Origin of the sequence: Collinsella intestinalis (genome assembly GCF_902364775.2) — a bacterium.
Taxonomy (GTDB): domain Bacteria; phylum Actinomycetota; class Coriobacteriia; order Coriobacteriales; family Coriobacteriaceae; genus Collinsella.
Map to the genome: position 1 here is coordinate 167,451 of NZ_CABJEU020000002.1, position 20,113 is coordinate 187,563.

20 protein-coding genes and 1 tRNA gene are annotated in these 20,113 nt (G+C 63.2%); 20 read left to right on the top strand and 1 reads right to left on the bottom strand.

Features of this window, described 5'->3' with window-relative positions; genetic code table 11:
• Positions 1 to 231 precede the first annotated feature (231 nt).
• From FY258_RS06460 to FY258_RS06545, 18 genes are all read left to right on the top strand, one after another.
• The gene (locus tag FY258_RS06460; RefSeq protein ID WP_118104300.1) at positions 232 to 912 is read left to right on the top strand and encodes an RcpC/CpaB family pilus assembly protein; all 681 of its coding nucleotides are present in this window, start codon (positions 232 to 234) and stop codon (positions 910 to 912) included.
• Between the two features lie 8 nt (positions 913 to 920).
• Positions 921 to 2,402 carry a nucleotide-binding protein gene (locus tag FY258_RS06465; RefSeq protein WP_182279458.1) on the top strand — a complete coding sequence of 494 codons (1,482 nt, stop codon included), beginning with the start codon at positions 921 to 923 and terminating at the stop codon, positions 2,400 to 2,402.
• Positions 2,399 to 3,766 (top strand): TadA family conjugal transfer-associated ATPase, encoded by a 1,368-nt coding sequence (locus tag FY258_RS06470; protein ID WP_182279459.1) that lies wholly within the window; start codon positions 2,399 to 2,401, stop codon positions 3,764 to 3,766. Before FY258_RS06465 ends, FY258_RS06470 begins: the two co-directional genes overlap by 4 nt.
• Positions 3,730 to 4,473 (top strand): type II secretion system F family protein, encoded by a 744-nt coding sequence (locus FY258_RS06475; protein ID WP_118104304.1) that lies wholly within the window; start codon positions 3,730 to 3,732, stop codon positions 4,471 to 4,473. The genes FY258_RS06470 and FY258_RS06475 overlap by 37 nt, the downstream gene beginning before the upstream one ends.
• Before the next feature lie 26 nt (positions 4,474 to 4,499).
• A complete protein-coding gene (locus tag FY258_RS06480; protein ID WP_182279460.1) occupies positions 4,500 to 5,168 on the top strand; it encodes a type II secretion system F family protein in 669 nt (222 codons plus the stop codon).
• A gap of 110 nt (positions 5,169 to 5,278) precedes the next feature.
• Positions 5,279 to 5,464, top strand: coding sequence for a Flp family type IVb pilin (locus tag FY258_RS06485; protein ID WP_050750582.1), 186 nt, complete (start codon positions 5,279 to 5,281; stop codon positions 5,462 to 5,464).
• An 11-nt stretch (positions 5,465 to 5,475) separates the two neighbouring features.
• Positions 5,476 to 6,024: a hypothetical protein gene (locus tag FY258_RS06490; protein WP_118104306.1), complete on the top strand. Its 549-nt coding sequence runs from the start codon at positions 5,476 to 5,478 to the stop codon at positions 6,022 to 6,024.
• Positions 6,025 to 6,083: 59 nt separating this feature from the next.
• Positions 6,084 to 6,230: a hypothetical protein gene (locus tag FY258_RS06495; RefSeq protein WP_182279481.1), complete on the top strand. Its 147-nt coding sequence runs from the start codon at positions 6,084 to 6,086 to the stop codon at positions 6,228 to 6,230.
• Positions 6,208 to 6,705, top strand: coding sequence for a TadE/TadG family type IV pilus assembly protein (locus FY258_RS06500; protein WP_259324479.1), 498 nt, complete (start codon positions 6,208 to 6,210; stop codon positions 6,703 to 6,705). Before FY258_RS06495 ends, FY258_RS06500 begins: the two co-directional genes overlap by 23 nt.
• A gap of 868 nt (positions 6,706 to 7,573) precedes the next feature.
• Entirely contained in the window at positions 7,574 to 8,833 is a 1,260-nt protein-coding gene (locus FY258_RS06505; RefSeq protein WP_259324480.1) for a hypothetical protein, read from the top strand.
• Positions 8,781 to 9,275 carry a hypothetical protein gene (locus FY258_RS06510; RefSeq protein WP_118104310.1) on the top strand — a complete coding sequence of 165 codons (495 nt, stop codon included), beginning with the start codon at positions 8,781 to 8,783 and terminating at the stop codon, positions 9,273 to 9,275. The genes FY258_RS06505 and FY258_RS06510 overlap by 53 nt, the downstream gene beginning before the upstream one ends.
• 482 nt (positions 9,276 to 9,757) lie before the next feature.
• Positions 9,758 to 9,830, top strand: a tRNA-Phe gene (locus FY258_RS06515).
• 148 nt (positions 9,831 to 9,978) lie between these two features.
• Positions 9,979 to 11,043 carry a glycoside hydrolase family 5 protein gene (locus tag FY258_RS06520; protein ID WP_118104314.1) on the top strand — a complete coding sequence of 355 codons (1,065 nt, stop codon included), beginning with the start codon at positions 9,979 to 9,981 and terminating at the stop codon, positions 11,041 to 11,043.
• 3 nt (positions 11,044 to 11,046) lie between these two features.
• Entirely contained in the window at positions 11,047 to 11,970 is a 924-nt protein-coding gene (gene rsmI, locus FY258_RS06525; protein WP_118104316.1) for a 16S rRNA (cytidine(1402)-2'-O)-methyltransferase, read from the top strand.
• A gap of 81 nt (positions 11,971 to 12,051) precedes the next feature.
• On the top strand, positions 12,052 to 13,653 hold the full coding sequence (gene metG / locus FY258_RS06530) for a methionine--tRNA ligase (RefSeq protein WP_118104318.1): 1,602 nt from the start codon (positions 12,052 to 12,054) through the stop codon (positions 13,651 to 13,653).
• 142 nt (positions 13,654 to 13,795) lie between these two features.
• Positions 13,796 to 14,680, top strand: a complete 885-nt coding sequence (gene rsmA / locus FY258_RS06535; protein ID WP_118104320.1) for a 16S rRNA (adenine(1518)-N(6)/adenine(1519)-N(6))-dimethyltransferase RsmA — start codon at positions 13,796 to 13,798, stop codon at positions 14,678 to 14,680.
• Between the two features lie 5 nt (positions 14,681 to 14,685).
• Positions 14,686 to 15,624, top strand: a complete 939-nt coding sequence (locus FY258_RS06540) for a TatD family hydrolase (RefSeq protein WP_310592060.1) — start codon at positions 14,686 to 14,688, stop codon at positions 15,622 to 15,624.
• Positions 15,617 to 15,976, top strand: a complete 360-nt coding sequence (locus FY258_RS06545) for a hypothetical protein (protein WP_118104324.1) — start codon at positions 15,617 to 15,619, stop codon at positions 15,974 to 15,976. Before FY258_RS06540 ends, FY258_RS06545 begins: the two co-directional genes overlap by 8 nt.
• 95 nt (positions 15,977 to 16,071) lie before the next feature.
• Here the strand turns inward: FY258_RS06545 and FY258_RS06550 are convergent, their stop codons facing one another.
• On the bottom strand, positions 16,072 to 17,421 hold the full coding sequence (locus FY258_RS06550) for a D-alanyl-D-alanine carboxypeptidase family protein (protein WP_118104326.1): 1,350 nt from the start codon (positions 17,419 to 17,421) through the stop codon (positions 16,072 to 16,074).
• Between the two features lie 381 nt (positions 17,422 to 17,802).
• Here FY258_RS06550 and FY258_RS06555 point away from each other — a divergent pair, with 381 nt between their 5' ends.
• Both FY258_RS06555 and FY258_RS06560 read left to right on the top strand, forming a co-directional pair.
• The gene (locus FY258_RS06555; RefSeq protein WP_118104328.1) at positions 17,803 to 18,516 is read left to right on the top strand and encodes a response regulator transcription factor; all 714 of its coding nucleotides are present in this window, start codon (positions 17,803 to 17,805) and stop codon (positions 18,514 to 18,516) included.
• Between the two features lie 84 nt (positions 18,517 to 18,600).
• Entirely contained in the window at positions 18,601 to 19,977 is a 1,377-nt protein-coding gene (locus FY258_RS06560) for a sensor histidine kinase (RefSeq protein ID WP_118104330.1), read from the top strand.
• Positions 19,978 to 20,113 lie beyond the last annotated feature (136 nt).

Sequence of the window (20,113 nt, forward strand, 5' to 3'; positions counted from 1 at the left end):
ATGCCTGTTGCAACCGCCTGCCTCGTGCAGGCGGTTTGCTTTTCCACAGCCCTTTTTGGCAACGGACCGAAATCTGCCCTCATCCTGTCCAGTGCGGGCAGATTGCGAACAGTTGCAAGTACAGATGACCAGGCACTTTCCCAAGTCGATCCAGGCTCCCTGCCATGTCGCGTCGACAATCGAATCACGGCACGTGTGCGGTGCCGATTGAACTGAGGCGAGGGGGTTTGGGTGAAACGGACCGTGAGGTTGGGGCTGAGCGCGGTGATGGGTTTGAGCGCCGCGCTGCTCGCATGGTCGGCGGTTGCCGGGGCGCATGCGGAGGCCGAACAGGCATCTAGACGGGCGCTTGAGCGCTACGGAGGCGATGTGACGCGAGCATGCGTTGCTCTGAGGGAGATCGAGCCCGGTGACGAGATTTCCGAAGGCAATGTGAAGGTCGTCGAATGGGCCTCGTCTCTCATGCCGGAGGATGCGCTGACGTCGATGGGTGATGTGTCCGGGCTCGTTGCGACGACCCGCATTCCCGCCCACACCCCGCTCGCCAAGGCCCACTTCCTGCGGGATGAGAGGGCCGTTCAGGTGCCACGCGGCACAGTGGCAATTTCGGTGGCAAGTGACGCGGAGCACGCCGTGGGCGGCTCGCTCGCTTGTGGGGACGAGGTCGATGTCTATGTTGCAGACGCTTCGGTTGCGGATTGCCTGACGCGCGCCGAAGTGCTCGATACGAGCGTCTTGGCTGATGGCGGCGGCGATTTGAGCTGGGTGACGCTGGCGGTGGATGCGTCGGCTGTGCGTGACGTCCTGGCGGCGACCACGCGCGGTGAGGTGACCTTGGTGCTGCCGGGGGCGTCGGCATCGCGGGAAGCGGCTCGATCTGAAAGGGCGAATAACGAGGGAAGCGAAGGGTGATGGACGTTATGTGGCTGATATGGGACGGGGGCGGCGCGGCCGCGCGCGTTCGCGAGGAAGTTCGTCTGCGCTGCCCCGACGCGCGCATCGTGTGCGTCGATGATGCTGATGCGCTCGTCGAGCTTGTGCGCGGACTGGGTGATGGCGTTCGGATTGCGTTGGGGGCGAGTCCCGGGAACGCTTCGGACTTGCTGCACGTCATAAGTGCGGTGCGAGACGGCTCGGCGGGGCATGCGGCGCCCGCGGTGCTCGCATGTATCGACGGGATGGACGCCGGACTCGTCTCTGAACTCTTCGATGCCGGTGCACAGGAGGTCATCGCGACGGGCGCGTCGTTGACCGGAAGCGCGGACGCGCGCGGTCAAGATGCGGAAGCGGCGCACATGGATATCGGAACAGAAGTCGCGACGCGTGGCACGGTCGCGTCCGAACGCGATGGCCTGGTGCCGGATGACCCATTCGCGCCCATGGGATATGGGGGCGATGAGGTCCCCTCGTGGAGTACGGGGACGTGGGATGCGCTGGATGAGCCGGATGGGGATGCCGTGGCCTGCATCGGCGACGTTGCGGGGCAGACCGGGGACATCGTGGATTTGGGAGATGTTGTTCGACGCGTGCGTGAGCGGGAAGTGGCCGATCACGGCGGTCCCCGTGCGCCGGTAATCGCGGTCGCATCGGGTCAAGGCGGGGCGGGTAAGACGACGCTGGTGGCGGCAATGGCCGCCTGCGCGGCCCGCGCCGGCTTGCGGGCTGCCGTGATAGACGTTGACCTGATGTTTGGCGATTTGCCGTCGGTGCTGGGCGTCGATACGTTCAGGGGTCTCGAGGGCATCGACACGCACGCTATGGACGGCGAGCTCGCTGAAGAGGACATCGAATCATGCGCGATGCGCGTGGGGCCGGGGCTCACCCTGTGGGGGCCACTTATCGAACCGGAGCGCGCAGAGCTGTACGGAGCGCCGGTCGAGCGGCTCATCATCGTCCTGCGCAAGGTCGCAGACGTGATTTTCATCGACACTTCGACGCATTGGGGCGATGCCGTCGCGGCCGCGGTTGCCCTTTGCGATCGCTGCTTGGTCGTGGGCAGTGCGAGTGCGAATGCCGGTGCGTCTGCTACCCGGGTGGTTGGACTGGCCACGCGCTTGGGCGTTCCCGCGACTCGCATGACGAGTGTGTTCAACCGCCTGGGGTCCCCGGGTTGCGCGGAAGAGGATGCGCTGCGTTTCGAGATGGGGGCATCGCTTGCGTCTCGTGCCCGTATTTCCTTTGGAGGCGAGGAGGTCGCCGGGCTCATCGGGTTCGGCCGATTGGATTCGCTGGTGGCTGGCGAGGGGCCGTTTTCCCGCGATGTGCGCGATTTGACGGCGCGGGTGCTGACCGAGCTTGGGTGCTCCTTCGATGAGCGGCTCATGGGGCCGGCCCCTGATGACCATGAGCGGAGGCCGCGTTTCAGGCTTCCGTGGCGGCGCAAGGCCGGTGAGCATCGATGAGTGTATACGGGCGCATGCGTGCCCGAGGCGGGGGCATTTCTTCCGGTCGCGGCGCGGCGTCGGTGGGGGCTCGTGCGCGATCGGTCGGCGGCGTGATGTCCGAGGCGCGGGCACGGGCGAAGCACGCGGTTATGGAGCGGGTGGGCTATGTCGAGGTCGCGCGCATCGTGCGTTCCGGGTCGGCCGCGCAGGCGCGGATAGAGTTGCGTCCCGCACTCGAGGCGGCTCTGAATGCCGACGTGTCGCTCGGGCTGGGTTTTGACGAGCGGAATGCGCTCATCGCCGACGTGCTTGACGACATGACCGGCTTGGGGCCTCTGCAGGCGCTGCTCGAGGACGATTCGGTAACCGAAATCATGGTCAACGGCCTCGACCGAACATATATCGAGCGAGGGGGCGTGCTCTGTCCGCTGGGCAGGATATTCGAGTCTGAGGAGCAGATCAGGATCACCATCGACCGCATCATCTCTCCGCTGGGACGTCGAGTCGATGAGCGGAGCCCGATGGTCAACGCCCGTCTGCCCAACGGTTTTCGCGTGAACGCGGTTATCCCGCCTATAGCCATCGATGGTCCCACAATGACGATTCGCAAGTTTTCCGACCGCATCAGCACGCTGGCGCATCTGGTCGATTTGGGGTCGATTCCGGATTGGTACGCGCATTTGTTGGGATATGCGGTGCGGTGCAGGATGGATTTGGCGGTGGCGGGCGGAACGGGATCGGGGAAGACGACGCTGCTCAACGCATTGTCGTGCGAAATATCGCAAGCGGAGCGAATCGTGACGATCGAGGATTCCGCTGAGCTCAAGTTCTCCCAGCATCCGCATGTCGTGCGCCTCGAAGCGCGTGAGGCGTCGATCGAGGGGGCGGGTGAGGTGGCAATTCACGATCTGGTGGTAAACGCCTTGCGCATGCGCCCCGATCGGATCGTGGTGGGCGAGGTGCGCAATCGGGAGGCGATCGACATGCTCGAGGCCATGAGCACGGGTCACGATGGGTCGCTTACCACTTTGCATGCGGGAAGCGCGCAAGAGGCGATTGTGCGACTCACATTGCTCGCCCGTTACGGAATCGACCTGCAGAGCGAGTTGATTGAGGAGCAGATCGCGATGGCCTTGGACGGCGTTGTCATGTCGGTGCGGAAGCCGGGCGGCAGGCGGTTCGTCTCATCATTCACCGGTGTGTCGCGCGCGGAGGGCGGTGGCGTGGCATTGACGGAGTATGTGTCGTTCGATCCGACGAAGGAGGCATGGACCTTGATCGACGAGCCCCCGTTTATCGAGGAGGCGGTCCGGTCTGGTTTGCTCGATGAGGGGGAGGTGCGGGAATGGAGGTCGTCATGTCGGTCGGCGTCGGCCTGCTAGGCGCCGCGAGCTCCCTGCTGATCATTTCCGGTGATGGGGAGCTCAGAAGTGATTGGGATGAGCTCAAGCGCGCCCGAGACCGGATGGTCACATGGGCGCGCGATATGAGGGCCTCGATTGGCAGGCGCGCGGAAGAGCGCGGGCTGGCCCTGCCCGGCTCTCGCAAGAAGCGAGAGCGATTGGAGAGCGCGATGGTCGAGGCGTTCGGAGCGCTCGCTGCGTCCATGGCATCGGGGCTCTCGCTCGCGCAGGCGATGCGGTACGTGGGTTCTCATGCGCAAGAACCCGTTCGCACGGAGTTCTTGCGTGCCGAGGCTCAAGTCGCGTGTGGTGCCGGGATGACCGAGGCGCTTGACGAGTTGGTCGAGCGTCTTCACGCGCCGGGATTGGATTTCGTGACGCTTGCGCTCAAGGTGTCGCGACGCACGGGTGCACCGCTGTCCGATGTTCTCGGGGAGGCGGCGCGGTTGGTGAGGGAGCGTGTGGAGTTGCGTCGAAAGCTGGATGTGAGGACGGCCCAGGTGCGCATGTCGGCGCGATTGGTGGCGGGGATGCCCGTTGCCATGGTCGCGTTCCTCGCGGCGGCCTCATCCGATTTCAGAGAGGGGGTCGCGACGGTGCCCGGCGCGGCCTCGATAGCGGTCGCCCTTCTTTTGGATGGAATTGCCTGGTCGATCATCAGGGTGGTCATGAGGTCCATTTGCTGAGGGGCGGATGCAAGGGGAGTGTGTTGATGGAGTTTGCTGAGTTGGTGGAAATATGGGTTGCGGATACGCCTGACGCCGCGATTGCGGTGATCGGCCTCGGCGTGTTGTGTGGGCTTGCGGCATGGTTGGGGTCGGAGGACGGGGCGCTCGAGGTGGCTCGCGCATGCTGTGCCCACGTGCGTGCCGTTGGGGGATTGGCATTTCGGAAGATGCGTGCTCTCGCTCTCGAGATGCTGCAGCCGCGGAGCCGGGGAATCGGCATGGGCGAGGTGGCGGAGATGACGGACATCGTGAGGCTTGGGTTGAGCGCGGGTCTGTCTTTCGATGCGTCGCTCTCCCTGTATTGCGAGGGGCGGTCGGGGGAACTCGCTCAGCTGATGGAGAAGGCGCTGTTTTGTTGGCAGGTGGGAGTGACCTCGAGGGACGAGGCCCTCGACCGCGTTGCGCGGGATGCCGGGGTGCGTGCACTCGGATCGTTTGCCGCCGCGGTGTCCCAGGCACTCGAGCTCGGCGCTCCGCTTGCGGAGACCCTGGAGGGTCAGGGACGTGAAATGCGCGCTGCGCACCGGGCGCACGTAGAGCGCGAGATCGAGCGCGCGCCCGTGAAGCTGCTCATTCCGACGGGCACGTTGATTCTGCCCGCATTGTTGTTGTCGATAGTCGGCCCGCTGCTCGCGGCTGCCGACATGGTGTGAAGGAGGATGCCATGGTCAAGCTCGCGGTATTTGTTGAGGAGGCGCTGAGGGAGGCGCGGGAGGCGGCTCTCGGCATTGCGGCTGCGTGCCCGCTGCTGTCCTATGGCCCGATGCGGGCCGTTTCTGGTGACAGGCCGGTCCGCCAGATCCTGCGCGAGGAGAGCGGCCAGGGTACGACCGAGTACGCAATCCTCGTCGGAGTGCTGGTGGTGATAGCGATTCTGGCGATCGTGGCGTTTCGAGACAAGGTTAGCTCGTTGTGGGAGGCGATTTCGCAGGGGATCAACAGCCTGTGAGGGGGAGGCGCGTGAACTGGCGCCTGGCGGCGCTTCCATTGGCGCTCACGGTGCTTTCGGCCGCCCTTGTGTTCGCGACGCAGTGCGTGGTGAGCGAACGCGGGCGTTTGGAATCTGCAGGGGAGCGGGGATCTCTTCGCGATGCGGTTGTTGAGGGCGCTCGTGCAGATGAGGGGAGTTCGGTTGAGGTGGCGATGGATAGCCTGATGACGGGTTTGGGCCCAGTGATGTCCGGGTATGTGCGAGCCAGTTCTCTCGGTGGGTTTTTGGACGATCTCCACGCATGGCAGAAGGACGCGGTGCGCATGGGCGACGGGCCTTGTGCGTCGGTGGAGTTTGAGGAACGCGCCTCGCTGCCTGCACTTGCGGAGGACGTTCTCAAGGCATATGCGCGCACGAGGACAGCTTCCCTCGTTGCGAGCGGCTATTTGGATCTGAAGGGGAACGTGTGGGGAGCGGTGCTGAGGGAGGGGATGACGTGGTGCGATGTGTTGCTGGTCACTACGGAGGACGATGCGGTCAGTCGCGTTCGGGTGACCCGCGTCTTGCCCGAGCGTTGATGCCGAGCGTGCGAGGCGTCGTCAGAGAAAAAGCCGCACAAGGGACGGTGGAGTATGCATTGACGGTGTTCGCCCTGCTCGCCCTGATTTTGGGCATGGCGGCGTTATGGAGAGTGGCTGAACGGGGGTGGCTTGCCGACGCCGCCGTAAAGGCGGCGTCGCATGGACTCGAAGGGGACGGCTATGTCGATATCTCGCTGTACTGAGCTGTTCTGGGAATCCCGGGCACAGGCGACGGTCGAGGGCGCGTTGGTGTTCCCAGCTTTACTCACGTTGCTGTTGCTGGCGTTGCAGCCGGTGTGCCTGTTGTATACGCGTTCCGTTATGGAGTCCGCCGCATCTGAGACGGCCCGGCTCATGGTTTCGGGCTCGGATGAGGCGGAGGTGTACGAACGCTTTGCATGCAGGCGCCTGGCCGCTGTGCCGGATTTGGCGATCTTTCATGCAGGGGGACCGCGTTCTTGGGATATCGAGTGCGTTCCGGCTTTGAACACGGGCGGTTCGGTTGAAGTCGCAATTGTCGGGTATGTGACTCCGCTTCCCGTGATCGGGGCGTTTGCCCGCGCGTTTGGGGAGCGGGGGGATCATGGCGATGTGCGGATGGAGGTGCGCGTTGCGTATGAGGGAAGGCCCTCGTGGGTGGAGGGCGATTATGCGGACTGGATTTCGGTGTGGGAATAGACAGCGGCGAGGACGTTGTGGAGCCGGGACCCTTCCGCCTCCAGGGAAAAGAGCGGGAATAGGCTTGTTCATCGAGGATGGAGCCTATACGACTGTGGCGTCCGCCTGCGCGATGCTCATGGTCCTTTCCCTACTCTTTTCATCGTCTTTGGCGATATGGAGCGCATCTCGGGCGGGTGATGTCCAGGTTGGTGCCGACGCGACTGCGTTGGCCGGTGAGAACGTTGTGAGTTCCTATCACACCGCAGCGACGGTTTTGGACGCATGTGCGCTGAGCTTGGGACTCGCGGGGTTCACGATGACGGGAGCGGGGATGGTCGGGCTGTTTGTTCCGGGTGGACAGGGGCTCGCTCGGGAGACGCTGGATGCCGCCATGCGCATGTTCGATATGCGGGATTCCTTCATATCGTCGGCCTCGAGCGGGTTGAAGCGGGTCGAGGGGTCACTGCCGTTTTTAATCGCGGCGAATGCCGCGCGTACCTGCGATGCACAGGGATCGGAAAGCGTTGGGTATCGAGGCACCGCCTTTGCGGTTCCGACCACGTCCGCATCGGAGTTTCCGGCAATCGAGGGGGAGGGGATTGACACTGAGGGCCTGGAGCAGGCGTGCAGCGGGCTTGAGGAGGCGGCGGCCGAGCTCGAGCGAATTTCGGAGGAGGTTGCGGCAAGGAAGGAAGAGGCGTGGCTGGCAGATTGCGGCGCCCCTGGACGAAACATGCAGGAGCGCGCGGGGAGCCTTTCAGGGTTGTCGGCTGCCGAGAATCCCGATTTCGCCTCGAGTATCACGTGGGATCCCGAGTTTGCGCTGGCGCGTGCCCGCGCTTATTACCGTTGGAGGTGCGAGAACGATAAGCCTGAGGGAAGCAGCGTGGAGGCGCGCGCGGATGCGGCGGCCCGTCGCGCGTTCTATCGATATGCGCTCGGTCATCTCGACGACGCCCGCGTGGTTGACGACGGGGAGGAGGCGTACACCACGCTCGAATTTCTGCCGCGCAATAGCGATGAAGTGAGGGGGACGTTGCTTTACACCGAGGAAACGTGGCCGACGAGCATGGAAGCGCACGGGAGAACGTTGCACTTCGATGAATCGTGTCCAGGCGCTCGAGGAGCTCTTGGGGCGCTTGCCTCGCTCGCCTCACTGGACAATGGGACGATCTTGGAGTGCACGACGTGCCGTTTCGGGGTCGATGATCTCGGCAGGGCGCCCGCTGCGTCGACGTCGATCGACAACGGGTTCGAATATCACCTGCGGGCGTTTACGAAGGCACTCCGGGAATATCTCGAGGCGAAGGGGCGTCAAAACGAGGCCGAGGCGGCTGCGCGTGGGGATGCCGAGCAGGCGGCAGATGCATTCGATCGGGCCATGGCCACGCTTGAGGGAAAGCGCCCGCGTATTGCGCCCCCGGGTCGTTTCGGGTGCGTCTCCTTCGTATTGTCTTCGGAGTATACGACGCCCGATGCGCTTGAGACATCGTTTGCCGCCAGCCCCGATGTGTCGCGGCGAGGTGCCATGGCGGCTGCGGTCCTCGCTCCGGATGGAATCTCCGAAGGCGGTGGCGTGCTGTCCGGGTTCTTCTCGTCACTTCAAGAGCGTGTTGGATCCGGCGGAGTGGTCGGACTGATGGACGGGGTTCTGGACCTGTGGGGAAAGTTGCTGGTTTCTTATGGGGACGCTGGCCGAGGGCTGGAAGAGGCATTTGACGAGCTCATGCGAGGCCTTGATAGCCAGGGGCTGGGTTCTGTTGGGAGCTGGCTGGGCGGTCGGTTGACGGGCGTGGTGCGCGCGCTTGACATGCAGCCGGTTGACATGCGACCTCGCAAGCCGGTCCTTGTTGATAGCTCAGACGTGCTCGCGCGCTCCGATGTGCCTGCCCTGGTGGATGGTCAGACCGCATTGCGTGAGCTGTCGAAGGTCGATCTCGATTTCGAAGGAATGGCACGGGCTGTTGGCTATGACCTGGGGGAGCGGATGACCTCGCTCGAAATCATCTTGGCCGAGGTGCGGCTGCCAAGCGGAAGGGTCGTGCCCATCACGCTGCGGGTACGCGATCTGTTGGAAGGAAGGGGGATGGGGGATGTCGGCACGGAAGAGGGTCGTGTGCGAAGAAAGGGCCCAGGCGACAGTTGAGCTTGCGGTGGTGGCGCCGGTTCTTGTCGTGTTGGCGTTGATCTCCTACAACATGATGGTCTTCGTATCCGCAACGGCGAGATTTAACCGCGTGGCTCCCGATATCGTCTTGGCGCACGGAAGCTCTCCGCCGGCATCAGAATCCGATGCGGGGGCAGGGACGTGGGGTGTGGCCGATGCCGTGGCAGGGGAGCTGGAGCGTGCGATGGAAGGCTATGAGGTGGAGATAGAGGTGGAGGTTTCCGAGGGAGGCCGGGGTGGGCTCGATGGCTCAGGGGTACTCGGGCTTGTGGGCCCGCTGAGAGACGTTACCTGCGTGATGCGATACCGACCATGGCCTCAGGGGTGGTCGATTGCGGGTGTCGAACTCGGTGCACCGCTATTCATGGAGCATGAGCGGTGCGTGACGATCGATCCGTGGCGTTCGGGGGTGATTGTGTGATGGTGCCGATGGATGTGGGCTCATTCGACTTCCATGCGGTGGAGAGGGCAATCGAGACGCTGGGATGGTCGGGCGAGGTGAGATGGGCCTGCACATTTTTCGATCGCCTTTGGGGTTTTGGCCGTTCCGATTTTAGCGGGGAAGGGAGCGAATCGTGTGTGCTGGTGTTTCCGCATTGCGGGTCCGTGCATACCTGCGGCATGAGATTCGACCTTGATATCGCCTTTGCCGATGGTGACGGCAGAATCGCGAAGTGCGTCGAAGGTGTGGACGGGTGGCGTGTTGTCAGCTGCCCCGGAGCGCGGTTTGCGCTGGAGCGCCGGTCGCCCGTGCGTGAAGTGAGTCGGACGAGCTGAATGGCGGGCGCAAAGGGGCATCGGTTGCGTGGCGGAAAGGGGCTGCCCAAACTATTTTCAAAAAGTTGCTTGACCGAGTTTTTCAATTTGGTATAGTAATCACCGCTGTCAGCGACAGCATGACTTGGCTCGGTAGCTCAGTTGGTAGAGCAGAGGACTGAAAATCCTCGTGTCAGGGGTTCGATTCCCTTCCGCGCCACCCTCGTCATTGAAGAGACCTCCTGGAAACAGGAGGTCTTTTTTTGTATCAGTTCCACGCCCGTCCGATCGCGACGAGTTGGCTTGGGGTATTAGGATTGTATTGCGGCGACTCTTGCCGCGTCGACCGAAACTCGAGGGGAGCACCGATGTCAGACAGGATCCGCGGTGTCAATTTGTCCGGCTGGTTCATCTTGGAACCATGGGTCACACCGTCGTTATTTGCCGCCACCGGCGCTTCAAATGACGGGGAGCTCCAGCAGGTGCTGGGTGCGGTCGCCTATAACGAGCGCGTCCGTGAGCACTATGAGACCTTTATCTCCGAGGCTGATTTCAAGCGTATGTCCGCCATGGGCCTCAACGCGGTGCGCATTCCCTTGCCGTGGCACGTTTTTGGTTCGCAGACCGATCGCGAGTCCTATATTTCTTGTATCGACTACATCGACCGCGCATTGGAGTGGGCGGAGAAGTACGAGATGCGCGTCCTGCTCGATTTGGCGACCGTTCCCGGTGGGCAGGGTGACGCGAATGGGCCTTCCGTGACTCCAGATATCGTCGGCGATTGGCATTCGTCTGTGAGCGGCCGCGCCGTCGCGCTCGAGACGCTCGAGCGCTTGGCGGAGCGCTATGGCGAGCGGGACGGCTTGCTCGGTATCGAGTTGCTCGACTCGCCCGTGATGAGCGTCCGCAAAAACCTGCTCACTGTGACCGAGGGCATTCCCAGCCATTACCTACGCAATTTCTATCGCGATGCGTATGAGGCGATTCGCCGTCACATGCCCTCTCGCAAGGTCATCGTCTTTTCGGATTCTGGCCATCCTGGCGCCTGGAAGCGCTTCATGGCCGGCGACCGATACCAGAACGTCGTGATGGATTTGCACCTATATCACTTCCGCGACGAGACCGCGCAAGACATCACCACTCCGAGGGGCCTTGCCGCTGCGCTTGGGCGCAACAAGGATTTGATTCGCCGAGCGACCGATCTTGGGTTCCCGGTGTTCGTCGGCGAGTGGTCGGGCGCCGCGGTGCTGGCGGGATCCTCCCTGACTCCCGAGGGGCGCCGTGCGTATGAGCGCGTGTTCGTCTCCAATCAGCTCGCGACATTCGACGATGCGGACGGATGGTTCTTCCAAACCTGGAAGACGGAGCGCCGCATTGCGGCATGGGATGCCCGTGTGGCCTTGGCGCCGCTCGAGCGTGCGATGATGGAGTAGCGGATGGCGGAGAACAACACGGAGTGCCTCGTTGCCGGTGCGGAGGGCGTGCTCTCCATGGTCGGCACGCCGATCGGCAATCTGGGAGACCTTACCCCGCGAGCGGCGCAGGCTTTTCGCGACGCGGATGTGATTTGCTGCGAGGACACGCGCGTGACCTCGAAGCTCCTGGCATATCTGGGCATTTCAAAGCCGCTTGTCCGCTGTGACGAGAACGTGATCGCGCGGCGCGCTCCCGAGCTCGTGGAGCGGCTGCTTGCCGGTGAGCGAATCGCCTTTGCTTCGGATGCCGGCATGCCGAGCGTTTCTGATCCCGGCCAGGTGCTGGTCGACGCGGCTCGCGAGGCGGGCGCCCGCGTCGAGGTCCTGCCGGGCCCGTCCGCGTGTGTGACGGCGCTTGTGCTTTCCGGCATTCCGTGCGACCAGTTTTTCTTCGAGGGCTTTTTGCCGCGCAAACATGGAGAACGGGTAAAGCGTCTGCGTCGTCTCGCATCCATCCCCGGCGCGTTGCTGTTCTACGAGTCCCCGCATCGGGCTGAGGCGTCCCTCGAGGCGATTGCCGAGGTGTTCCCGGGGCGCGTGGTTGCGTTGTGCCGTGAGCTCACCAAGCTTCACGAGGAAGTTTTGCGTGATGAGGCGCCGGTTCTGCTCGAGCGGCTGCGCGAGCGTGGCGAGCTCAAGGGCGAGATGGTCATCGTGGTGGCGCCACCGAGTGAGAAGGAGCTCGAGCGCCTTCAGGCCGTTCTTGCGTCTGGTGGCGATGAGGGTGCTGCCGCCGATCCCGAGGAGTTGCTGCGTTCGGATATCGCCGAGGGCCTCACCGCCGGCGATTCGGCAAACGCGCTGGCCAAGCGCTTGGCGCAGAAGTACTCGCGCAAGAAGCGCGACGTGTACAACTTGGTGCTCGAAGCGCAGCAAGAGGCATAAGGGCCGGGTGGCGGTTCATGCGCCCAACCTGCTAATATGGAGCATTGCATCAAAACCAAAGAGGGAAGGAAGCCGCGCGTCATGAGCTCGAAGCCGTCCTACTACATCACCACGCCCATCTACTACGTGAACGCCGACCCGCACCTGGGTACCGCGTACTCCACGATCATCGCCGACGTCCAGGCGCGCTATCGTCGCGCCGCCGGTTACAGCGTCAAGTTCCTCACCGGCATGGACGAGCATGGCCAGAAGGTCGCCGAGGCCGCCGAGAAGCACGACATGACCCCGCAGGAGTGGTGCGATTCCCAGGCCCCGCACTTCCATGAGCTGTGGGACGAGCTCGAGATCTCGAACGACGACTTCATCCGCACTACCGAGCCGCGCCAGAAGCGCGCCGTGCAGTACCTGTGGGAGCGCATGCGGGAGGCCGGCTACATCTACAAGGGCAGCTATGACGGCTGGTACTGCGTACCGGACGAGACCTTCTTCACCGAAACCCAGGTCGACAAGGCCGACGAGGCCCGCGGCACCAAGGGCGAGCACCTCTGCCCCGACTGCGACCGCCCGCTCGAGCGCGTTAAGGAGGAGAGCTGGTTCTTCAAGCTCTCCGCGTTCCAGGACAAGCTGCTCGCGCTCTACGACGAGCATCCCGATTTCGTCCAGCCCGACTTCCGCATGAACGAGGTCCGCTCGTTCGTCGAGGGCGGCCTGAACGACCTCTCCGTCTCCCGCACCTCCTTCGACTGGGGCATTGAGGTGCCCTTCGACGATGAGCACGTCACCTACGTGTGGTTCGACGCCCTCACCAACTACATGACCGCCGTGGGCTACGGCGCCGAGGGCGACGAGGCCGCGGCCGACTTCGCCTACCGCTGGCCCGCGCAGACCCACATCGTGGGCAAGGACATCATCCGCTTCCACTGCGTGATCTGGCCCGCCATGCTCATGGCGCTGGGCGAGGCCCTTCCCGAGCATGTTTTTGCCCATGGCTTCCTCACCGTTAAGAACGAGGAGACCGGCAAGGCCGAGAAGATGTCCAAGTCCCGTGGCAACGCCATCGCCCCGCACGAGGTCATCGAGAAGCTCGGCGTCGAGGGCTACCGTTACTATTTCATGACCGACGTCACCCCCGGTACCGACGGCGCCATCAGCTTCGGCCGTATGGAGCAGGTCTATAACGCCGACCTGGCCAACAGCTGGGGCAACCTCATCTCGCGTTCGACCAACATGTGCATCAAGTACTTCGAGGGCGCCACGCCCGAGCGCGATCCCGAGGCCGCCGGCTACGCCGAGAGCCCGCTGGCAGCGACCGCCGAGGGCATCTTTGAGCGTTACGCGGCCAAGATGGAGGCCTTCGCCTACGGTGACGCAGCCAAGGAGATCATGGACCTGATCCATGCCGCCAATCACTACATCGAGGATTCCGAGCCCTGGACGCTGGCCAAGGATCCGGCTAAGGCCGGCGAGCTCGCCAACGTGATTTGGAACCTGCTGGAGGCCATCCGCATCTCCGCCCACCTGCTCATGCCGCTCATGCCGAGCACGAGCGCCGAGGCTCTGCGCCGCATCGGCTGTGAGGCCGAGGCCGCGACCGATGACATGGCTGCGTCCTGCACCTGGGGCCAGCTGGTCGCCGGTCTGCCGGTCGAGAAGGGCGATGCCCTCTTCCCCCGTCTGGGTTAATGGACCCGACCGACCACCTGAGGCGCCCGACCTTGCCGCTTGATCGCCGCTTGCGTGCCTTACGCACGCCGCGTCCCTCTTACGGCAACCTCGGGCACTTTGGGCGGTCGGTTTCTTTGTTGAGCTTTTGAATGGAGCGCGTATGACCACATCCCCGCTTGCGAACCCCACGGCAACGCGCGAGATGCTCGAAGCGTTCGGCCTGGCGACCAAGCACCGCTTGGGTCAGAACTTCCTTATCGACAATCATGTCATCGAGCACATTATGGCGTTGGCCGAGCTCACGGGCTCCGAGCGCGTGCTCGAGGTGGGGCCGGGCATTGGCACGTTGACGCTCGCGCTTGTGCAGGAAGCGGCCCGCGTGACGTCCATCGAGATGGACGCGGAGCTCGAGCCGGTTCTCTCGGCACACGCCATGGACCATTCCAACTTCCGCTTCATCATGGGGGACGCGCTCGCGGTGCCGCCTGCGGCGATCGCCGAGGCGGGGGAGGGGGAACCCACGCTGCTCGTGGCGAACCTTCCCTACAACGTTGCTGCCACGATCATCCTGCAGTTCTTCCAGACCATGCCGTCGCTTCGCCGTGCCGTCGTCATGGTTCAAAAGGAGGTTGCCGATCGCATCGCTGCGGTGCCGGGGACCAAGGCCTATGGCGCTTACACGGTGAAGCTCTCACTGTACGGCGAGGTCACGGGGCGCTTCGAGGTTCCTCCGCGTTGCTTTATGCCTGCGCCGCATGTGGACTCCGCCGTTGTGAGAATCGACCGCGTGGATGTTTCTGATGTCGAGGGCGAGGGAGCGGCTTCCGCCGATGCCGAGGCCGTAGCGCGTGTGGTCGATGCTGCCTTCGCGCAGCGCCGCAAGACCATTCGCAACTCCATGAGCTCGAACGGCTTTGACAAAGACGCGCTCGACGCTGCCTTCGAAGCGTGCGGAATCGCGCCGACTGCCCGAGCCGAGGCGCTTACCACGGAAGATTTCATCGCGCTCGCCGCCTCGCTGACGAGTGCGCCGTGCGGGGAGTGAGGCTCGTGGCGATTTCGTTCACCAAGAAGAACAAGGTGTTCACGCTGCCGCCAGCGCATGCGCCTCTGTTCGACACCCATGCTCACCTGCGATCGTTTTGGGGTGAGGATAAGGATCCCATCGACGTGCTCGTCCGCGCGCACGAATCGGGCGTGCGCGATTTGATGACCATCTTCGATTCCATCGCGGATAAGTCGGAGGAGACCCCCGACGCCCCGGCGTTCTCCCGTTGGTTGCATGGGGTGGTCGATGCGGCCGCCGATCGTGGTGCCGAGGTGCGCGTTCGCTACTTGGTGGGCGTCCATCCCTACGGGACGCTCGATTATACCGATGAGTTGCATGCGCAGGTCGCGGCCGCACTGGACGACCCTCTGTGCGCTGGTATCGGTGAGATCGGTCTTGATTATCACTTCGATGCAGATGACCAGATCGAGGCAGCTCCGCACGCTGCACAGATGGACGTCATGGCGCGTCAGCTCTCGCTTGCCGTCGAGCGCAACGTTCCTGTTGAGCTGCATCTGCGCAACGACTACGGCGATGAGGCTCGCACGGCCCATGCCGACGCGATTTCCGTGCTCGAGCGCGTGGGCGTGCCCACCGCGGGCTGCGTGCTGCATTGCTTTGGCGAGGATCGAGCGACTATGGAGCGTTTTCTTGCGCTTGGGTGCCATATCGCCTTCGGCGGTGCCGCGACGTTCAAACGCAACGACGCCGTGCGGGAGGCGTTCGCCGCTTGTCCGCTTGACCGCCTGCTGTTGGAGACCGATTGCCCCTATATGGCGCCCGAGCCCATTCGCGGCCTGGAGTGCGAGCCGGCGATGATTGCCCAGACTGCCGATGTCCTCATATATGACCGCGCCGACCGCACGGGCGAGTTGCCCGACGGGGTCGCCACCGCGATTTGGAACACCTCGAACGCCCTATTTGGAGGAGCCCATGAGTAAGAAATCGAAGCGCGACATGACCCCCGAGGAGCTTGCCGAGCTAGAGGCCGAGGACGAGCGCGCGATGGAAGTCGCCCGCGAGCTCCGCGCCCGTCGCGAGGCCGTGCAGGGCCCGGCGCCCATCGATCGGGAGATCCACGCCTCCTTGCCGCTCACGCGCGTGTTCTACCCGCTGCTTGGTTGTACGATCGTGGCGTTTATGGTGTCGCGATTTGCGGCGAACATGGGGATGCCGGAGCTCGAAACGGTGACGAGCACGGCCGCCACACTGTTGTTCCTCACTTCTTTCATCGTGTGGTTCGTCTCGCGTCATCAGGCCAAGAAGCTCACGAGGGAAGCGCGCGGCGAGTAAGTCCGATTGCCGAATCTTCTTCATGCGCGGGCCGGCCGGGGATGTTCGTTCCCCGGCCGGCCCGCTTGTTGAAAGGCATGGGCGACGCTGCCCTGTTACGCGTTCCATCCGTCGATGGAGAGCGGGTCGGGCATGGTGGCGTATATGCGCTCCTCAGCTGTGGCCGGCTTGCCCTCGAAGAAGCGCACGAGGCGATCGAGTTGGACGGCAAGCCACTCGAGAAGATTGGGGGGTTCGAGTTCGTTGGCCGTTGTGAGTTCGACGGACCCGATGGTCTCGCCGTTTTGGGTGTAGGTGACCGACCCTGCGGCGGTTCCCGCCGCGTGTTTGCCGCGGAGCTCGTCGACCTCGACCTTCTGCTCGATAGTTCCGCCGAGCGTGAATACGCGCGCGTCTGCGTCTGCATCGGCGAAGGTGAGGTCCATGAGTTTGTCGGACCAATCGACGCAGGCCGCCTCGGCGGCTAGGGGCACGCCCCCGACCTGCTTGGAGCTGGTGGCAAATGGCAGGTTGGCAAAGTGCCCGTAGTACCAGTTCGCGAGGGTCAGCGTATCGTTGAAGCGTCCCTCGTCGCCCTTTGACCCGAAGAGTGCGATATACACCTCGCCCTCGGGCTCGCGCGAGAACGTGCACACGAAGCACTCGCCTGCCTCGTAGGTGCTGCCTGTCTTGCCTCCAAGGTTGCCATCGCGCCCGAGGATCTTATTGCGCACAGTGAGAGGCAGGGAGCGCGCGCTGCCGTCGGCTGAGGTGACGTGCATTTCGGTGGCGCCGCTGCAGGCAAAGGAGCGGAAGGCATCATTGCGCCATGCTTCGGCCCAGGTTCGCGTGACGTCGTGCGCGGTGCTGTGCAGATTGCCGACCCAGGCGCCAAAGTCGAGGCCGTGGGGGTTCTCGAACAGCGTATCGGTGCAGCCGAGTTGGGCGGCGCGGTCGTTCATGGCCTTGATGAAGGTTCCGTACGGGTCGGCGCTGGCGGGGTCGATCTTGCTGCCGACGTGCGTGGCGATGGCGGTGGCCACGTCGTTGCCGCTCATGACCATGAGGCCGGTAAGCGCCTGTTCGAGCGTGAGGGTGTCGCCCTCCTTGAGGCCCACGCAGGATTCGCCCACCGTCGCGGCGGCGTGATCGACGGTGAGGGTCTCGGATGGATCGCAGTGGTCGAGTGCGACGAGCGCGGTCATGACCTTGGTGGTTGAGGCGATCTTGATGGGGGAATCGGCTCCGCGCTCGTAATACACGGATCCATCGGGGCGCATGATGATGGCGTGAGTCGCCAAGATGTCCGGCATCTCCTCGATGGTGAGCCCTCGCTCTTGCGCCGAAGTTCCTAGGACCAGGTCGGTCAAGAGGACATCGGCGTATGCGGGCTCGGCGAGGATTGCGAATAGGACGAATGCAGCGGTGAGGGCTGTCCCGAGTGCGGCTGGAAGAGCTTTGTTCATGTGTTCCTTCTGTCTAGGGAATTGAATGCAGTATACGCCTCGTGCCGTTAGGACATCGTTTCACGTCATGCGGTGCCTCGATTTTTACGACTGTGGTCAAAAGCTCAATCCATACAGTATGTGAGGCTGTATGCGAGTGACTTGGGACGTCGATTTGCGGGGTGCGACGTTGCATAAGGGGGTGGAGTGACGCCTTTGCGGTCGCTGCGAACGCAAGTTGAGAGTTCAGGGTTCGTCACCTTAAGACGGTATGACTGTATGAAGTTAAATCATGACCATCCATTCGATGAGAGAGTACTTATCTTATGCTTAACGCGGTTGCAAGGAGGTGCGTCGGCCTGACCTTTTCGCCATAATGGACGAGACGGAAAGGAGCACATCGTGGATACGCCTCGCATCCTCGTCGTGGACGACGAGAAGACCATCACCGACCTCGTGGGGATTTACCTGCGCAATGAGGGATTCGATGTGACGTTGGCGTATAACGGTGCCGACGCAGCCCGTCTCATCTTGGAGCAGGAGTTCGACCTCGCCGTGCTCGATATCATGCTTCCCGATGTGGACGGCTTCGAGTTGCTCCGCACCATCCGCACCGAGCGCACCTATCCCGTTATCATGCTCACCGCCCGCGACAGCCAGTCCGATAAGATCGAGGGACTCACCCTCGGCGCGGACGACTACATGGTCAAACCCTTTCGCCCGCTCGAGCTCGTGGCGCGTTGCAAGGCGCAGTTGCGCAGGTACACGCGGTACGGCAGCCGTGAGCAGGCGGCCCCCGTTGAGGATGCAGGTCCGATCATCTCCTTCAACGGGCTCGAGATCAATCGCGATGCCCGCACGGTCACCGTGGACGAGAAGTCCGTGCGTTGCACCCCGCTCGAATACTCCATTTTGCTGTATCTCGCAGAGCACCGCGGCCATGTGGTGCCAGTCGAGGAGCTGTTCCGTGCTGTGTGGGATGAGGAGTTCATGGCGGGTTCGAACAACACCGTCATGGTGCACATCCGCCACCTGCGCGAAAAGCTGGGGGATGACGCCCAGAACCCGCGCTTCATCAAGAACATCTGGGGTGTGGGGTACACCATCGAGAAGTAGGCTCCGATTGAGGGCTGCCGCTTCGCGGATAATCGTCGTGCCCGTATCCCGAGACATCTCGAAATCGAGGCGAAAGCAGGGTAGATGAACACTGAGAAAAAGCGATCGGCGCGGCAGCAGCACGCGCCGGTGAACCCCATGACGGGGCTGCCCAATGACCGTTCGGAAGCGCCGCGACAGGCGGGCTCCGCGGATGCCCCCAATATCGATGCCTCGGCTGCCCCTGCCGTCGGAGAGCGCTTCTTCACGACCTCGAACGATTCGATCGACGAGGTCATTGCCAAGCTGCGAATCCTGCTCGACAGCCGCCTGCTTTCCTTGGTCGTGTTGGTGCTTCTCTCCTTCGCGGTCATCGCGCGTGAGAGCTTCATCGCGTTCCTCATCGCGATTGTCGTGGGCTACATGCTTACGGACCGCTTTGTGACGGTCCGCCGCGCGGTGACGCTCGGCGGCTCCGCTTGGTTCTCCGTGATTTTCTTCGGATCCCTGCTCACGGCCCGTGCACGACCGTTGTTTGTCGATATAGACTACCTGTTCATGTTCTGCGGTTTCTTGCTCGCATGCGCGGTGTGCGGCGTCTTCTTTGTGGGGCGTGCGCTGTATTATGCCGGCTACGACCGCGGGCAGGCTGCCGCGGATCGAGCCATCGCCGACCACATTGTCGACCGCCTGATCGACAACCCGCAGGACGTGGACAACCTGGACGGAACCTTCCTCGAGGTGGAGGGTGCGATCAGCCGCGTGCGCGACCAGGAGCGCCAGGTCGCCGACGCCCTGCGCGATGAGGCGCGCCGCAAGGACGATTTGGTCACCTACCTCGCTCACGATCTCAAGACGCCGCTCGCTAGCGTGGTGGGTTACCTCTCGCTGCTGCAGGAGGCTCCCGACCTGCCCGTGGAGCAGCGCTCTCGCTTCACCGGCATCGCGCTCGACAAGGCGCATCGTCTCGATGCGCTCATCGAGGAATTCTTCGACATTACGCGTTTCGACTTCCACGACATCGTGCTCACGCGTGGCTACGTGGACCTTTCCCTGCTTCTCGCGCAGGTTGCGGACGAGTTCTATCCCACTCTCGCCGAGCAGGGCAAGCACGTCGCCGTCGACGCGCCGTTGAATCTCACGGTCCTCGTCGACGGCGACAAGATGGCCCGTGTTTTCAACAACGTGATGAAGAATGCGATCGCCTACAGTTACGAGGGTTCGACGATCCGCATCGAGGCCGTGCGCGGGGAGGGCTCGGTGACCGTGCGCTTCGAGAATCAGGGCGACCCGATCCCTGCCGCCAAGCTGGGGACGATCTTCGAGAAGTTCTATCGCCTCGATGCGGCGCGCGCGACCAATCGCGGCGGTGCCGGCCTGGGTCTCGCCATCGCCAAGGAAATCGTGACCGCGCATGGCGGAACCATTGCGTGCGAGTCCACCCCCGAGTGCACCGTGTTCACCATCGTCGTGCCCGCGTGACGGAAGCCCAATTGCGAAACCTCAATTTGGGGACTGTCCCTCAATTGAGGTTTCGCTTTGTCAGCGTTTGATATGCCGGCGCCGTTTGATGAGTTCGGGCTTACACGCACCTTACATGTGGTTCACGGGTGCCTGA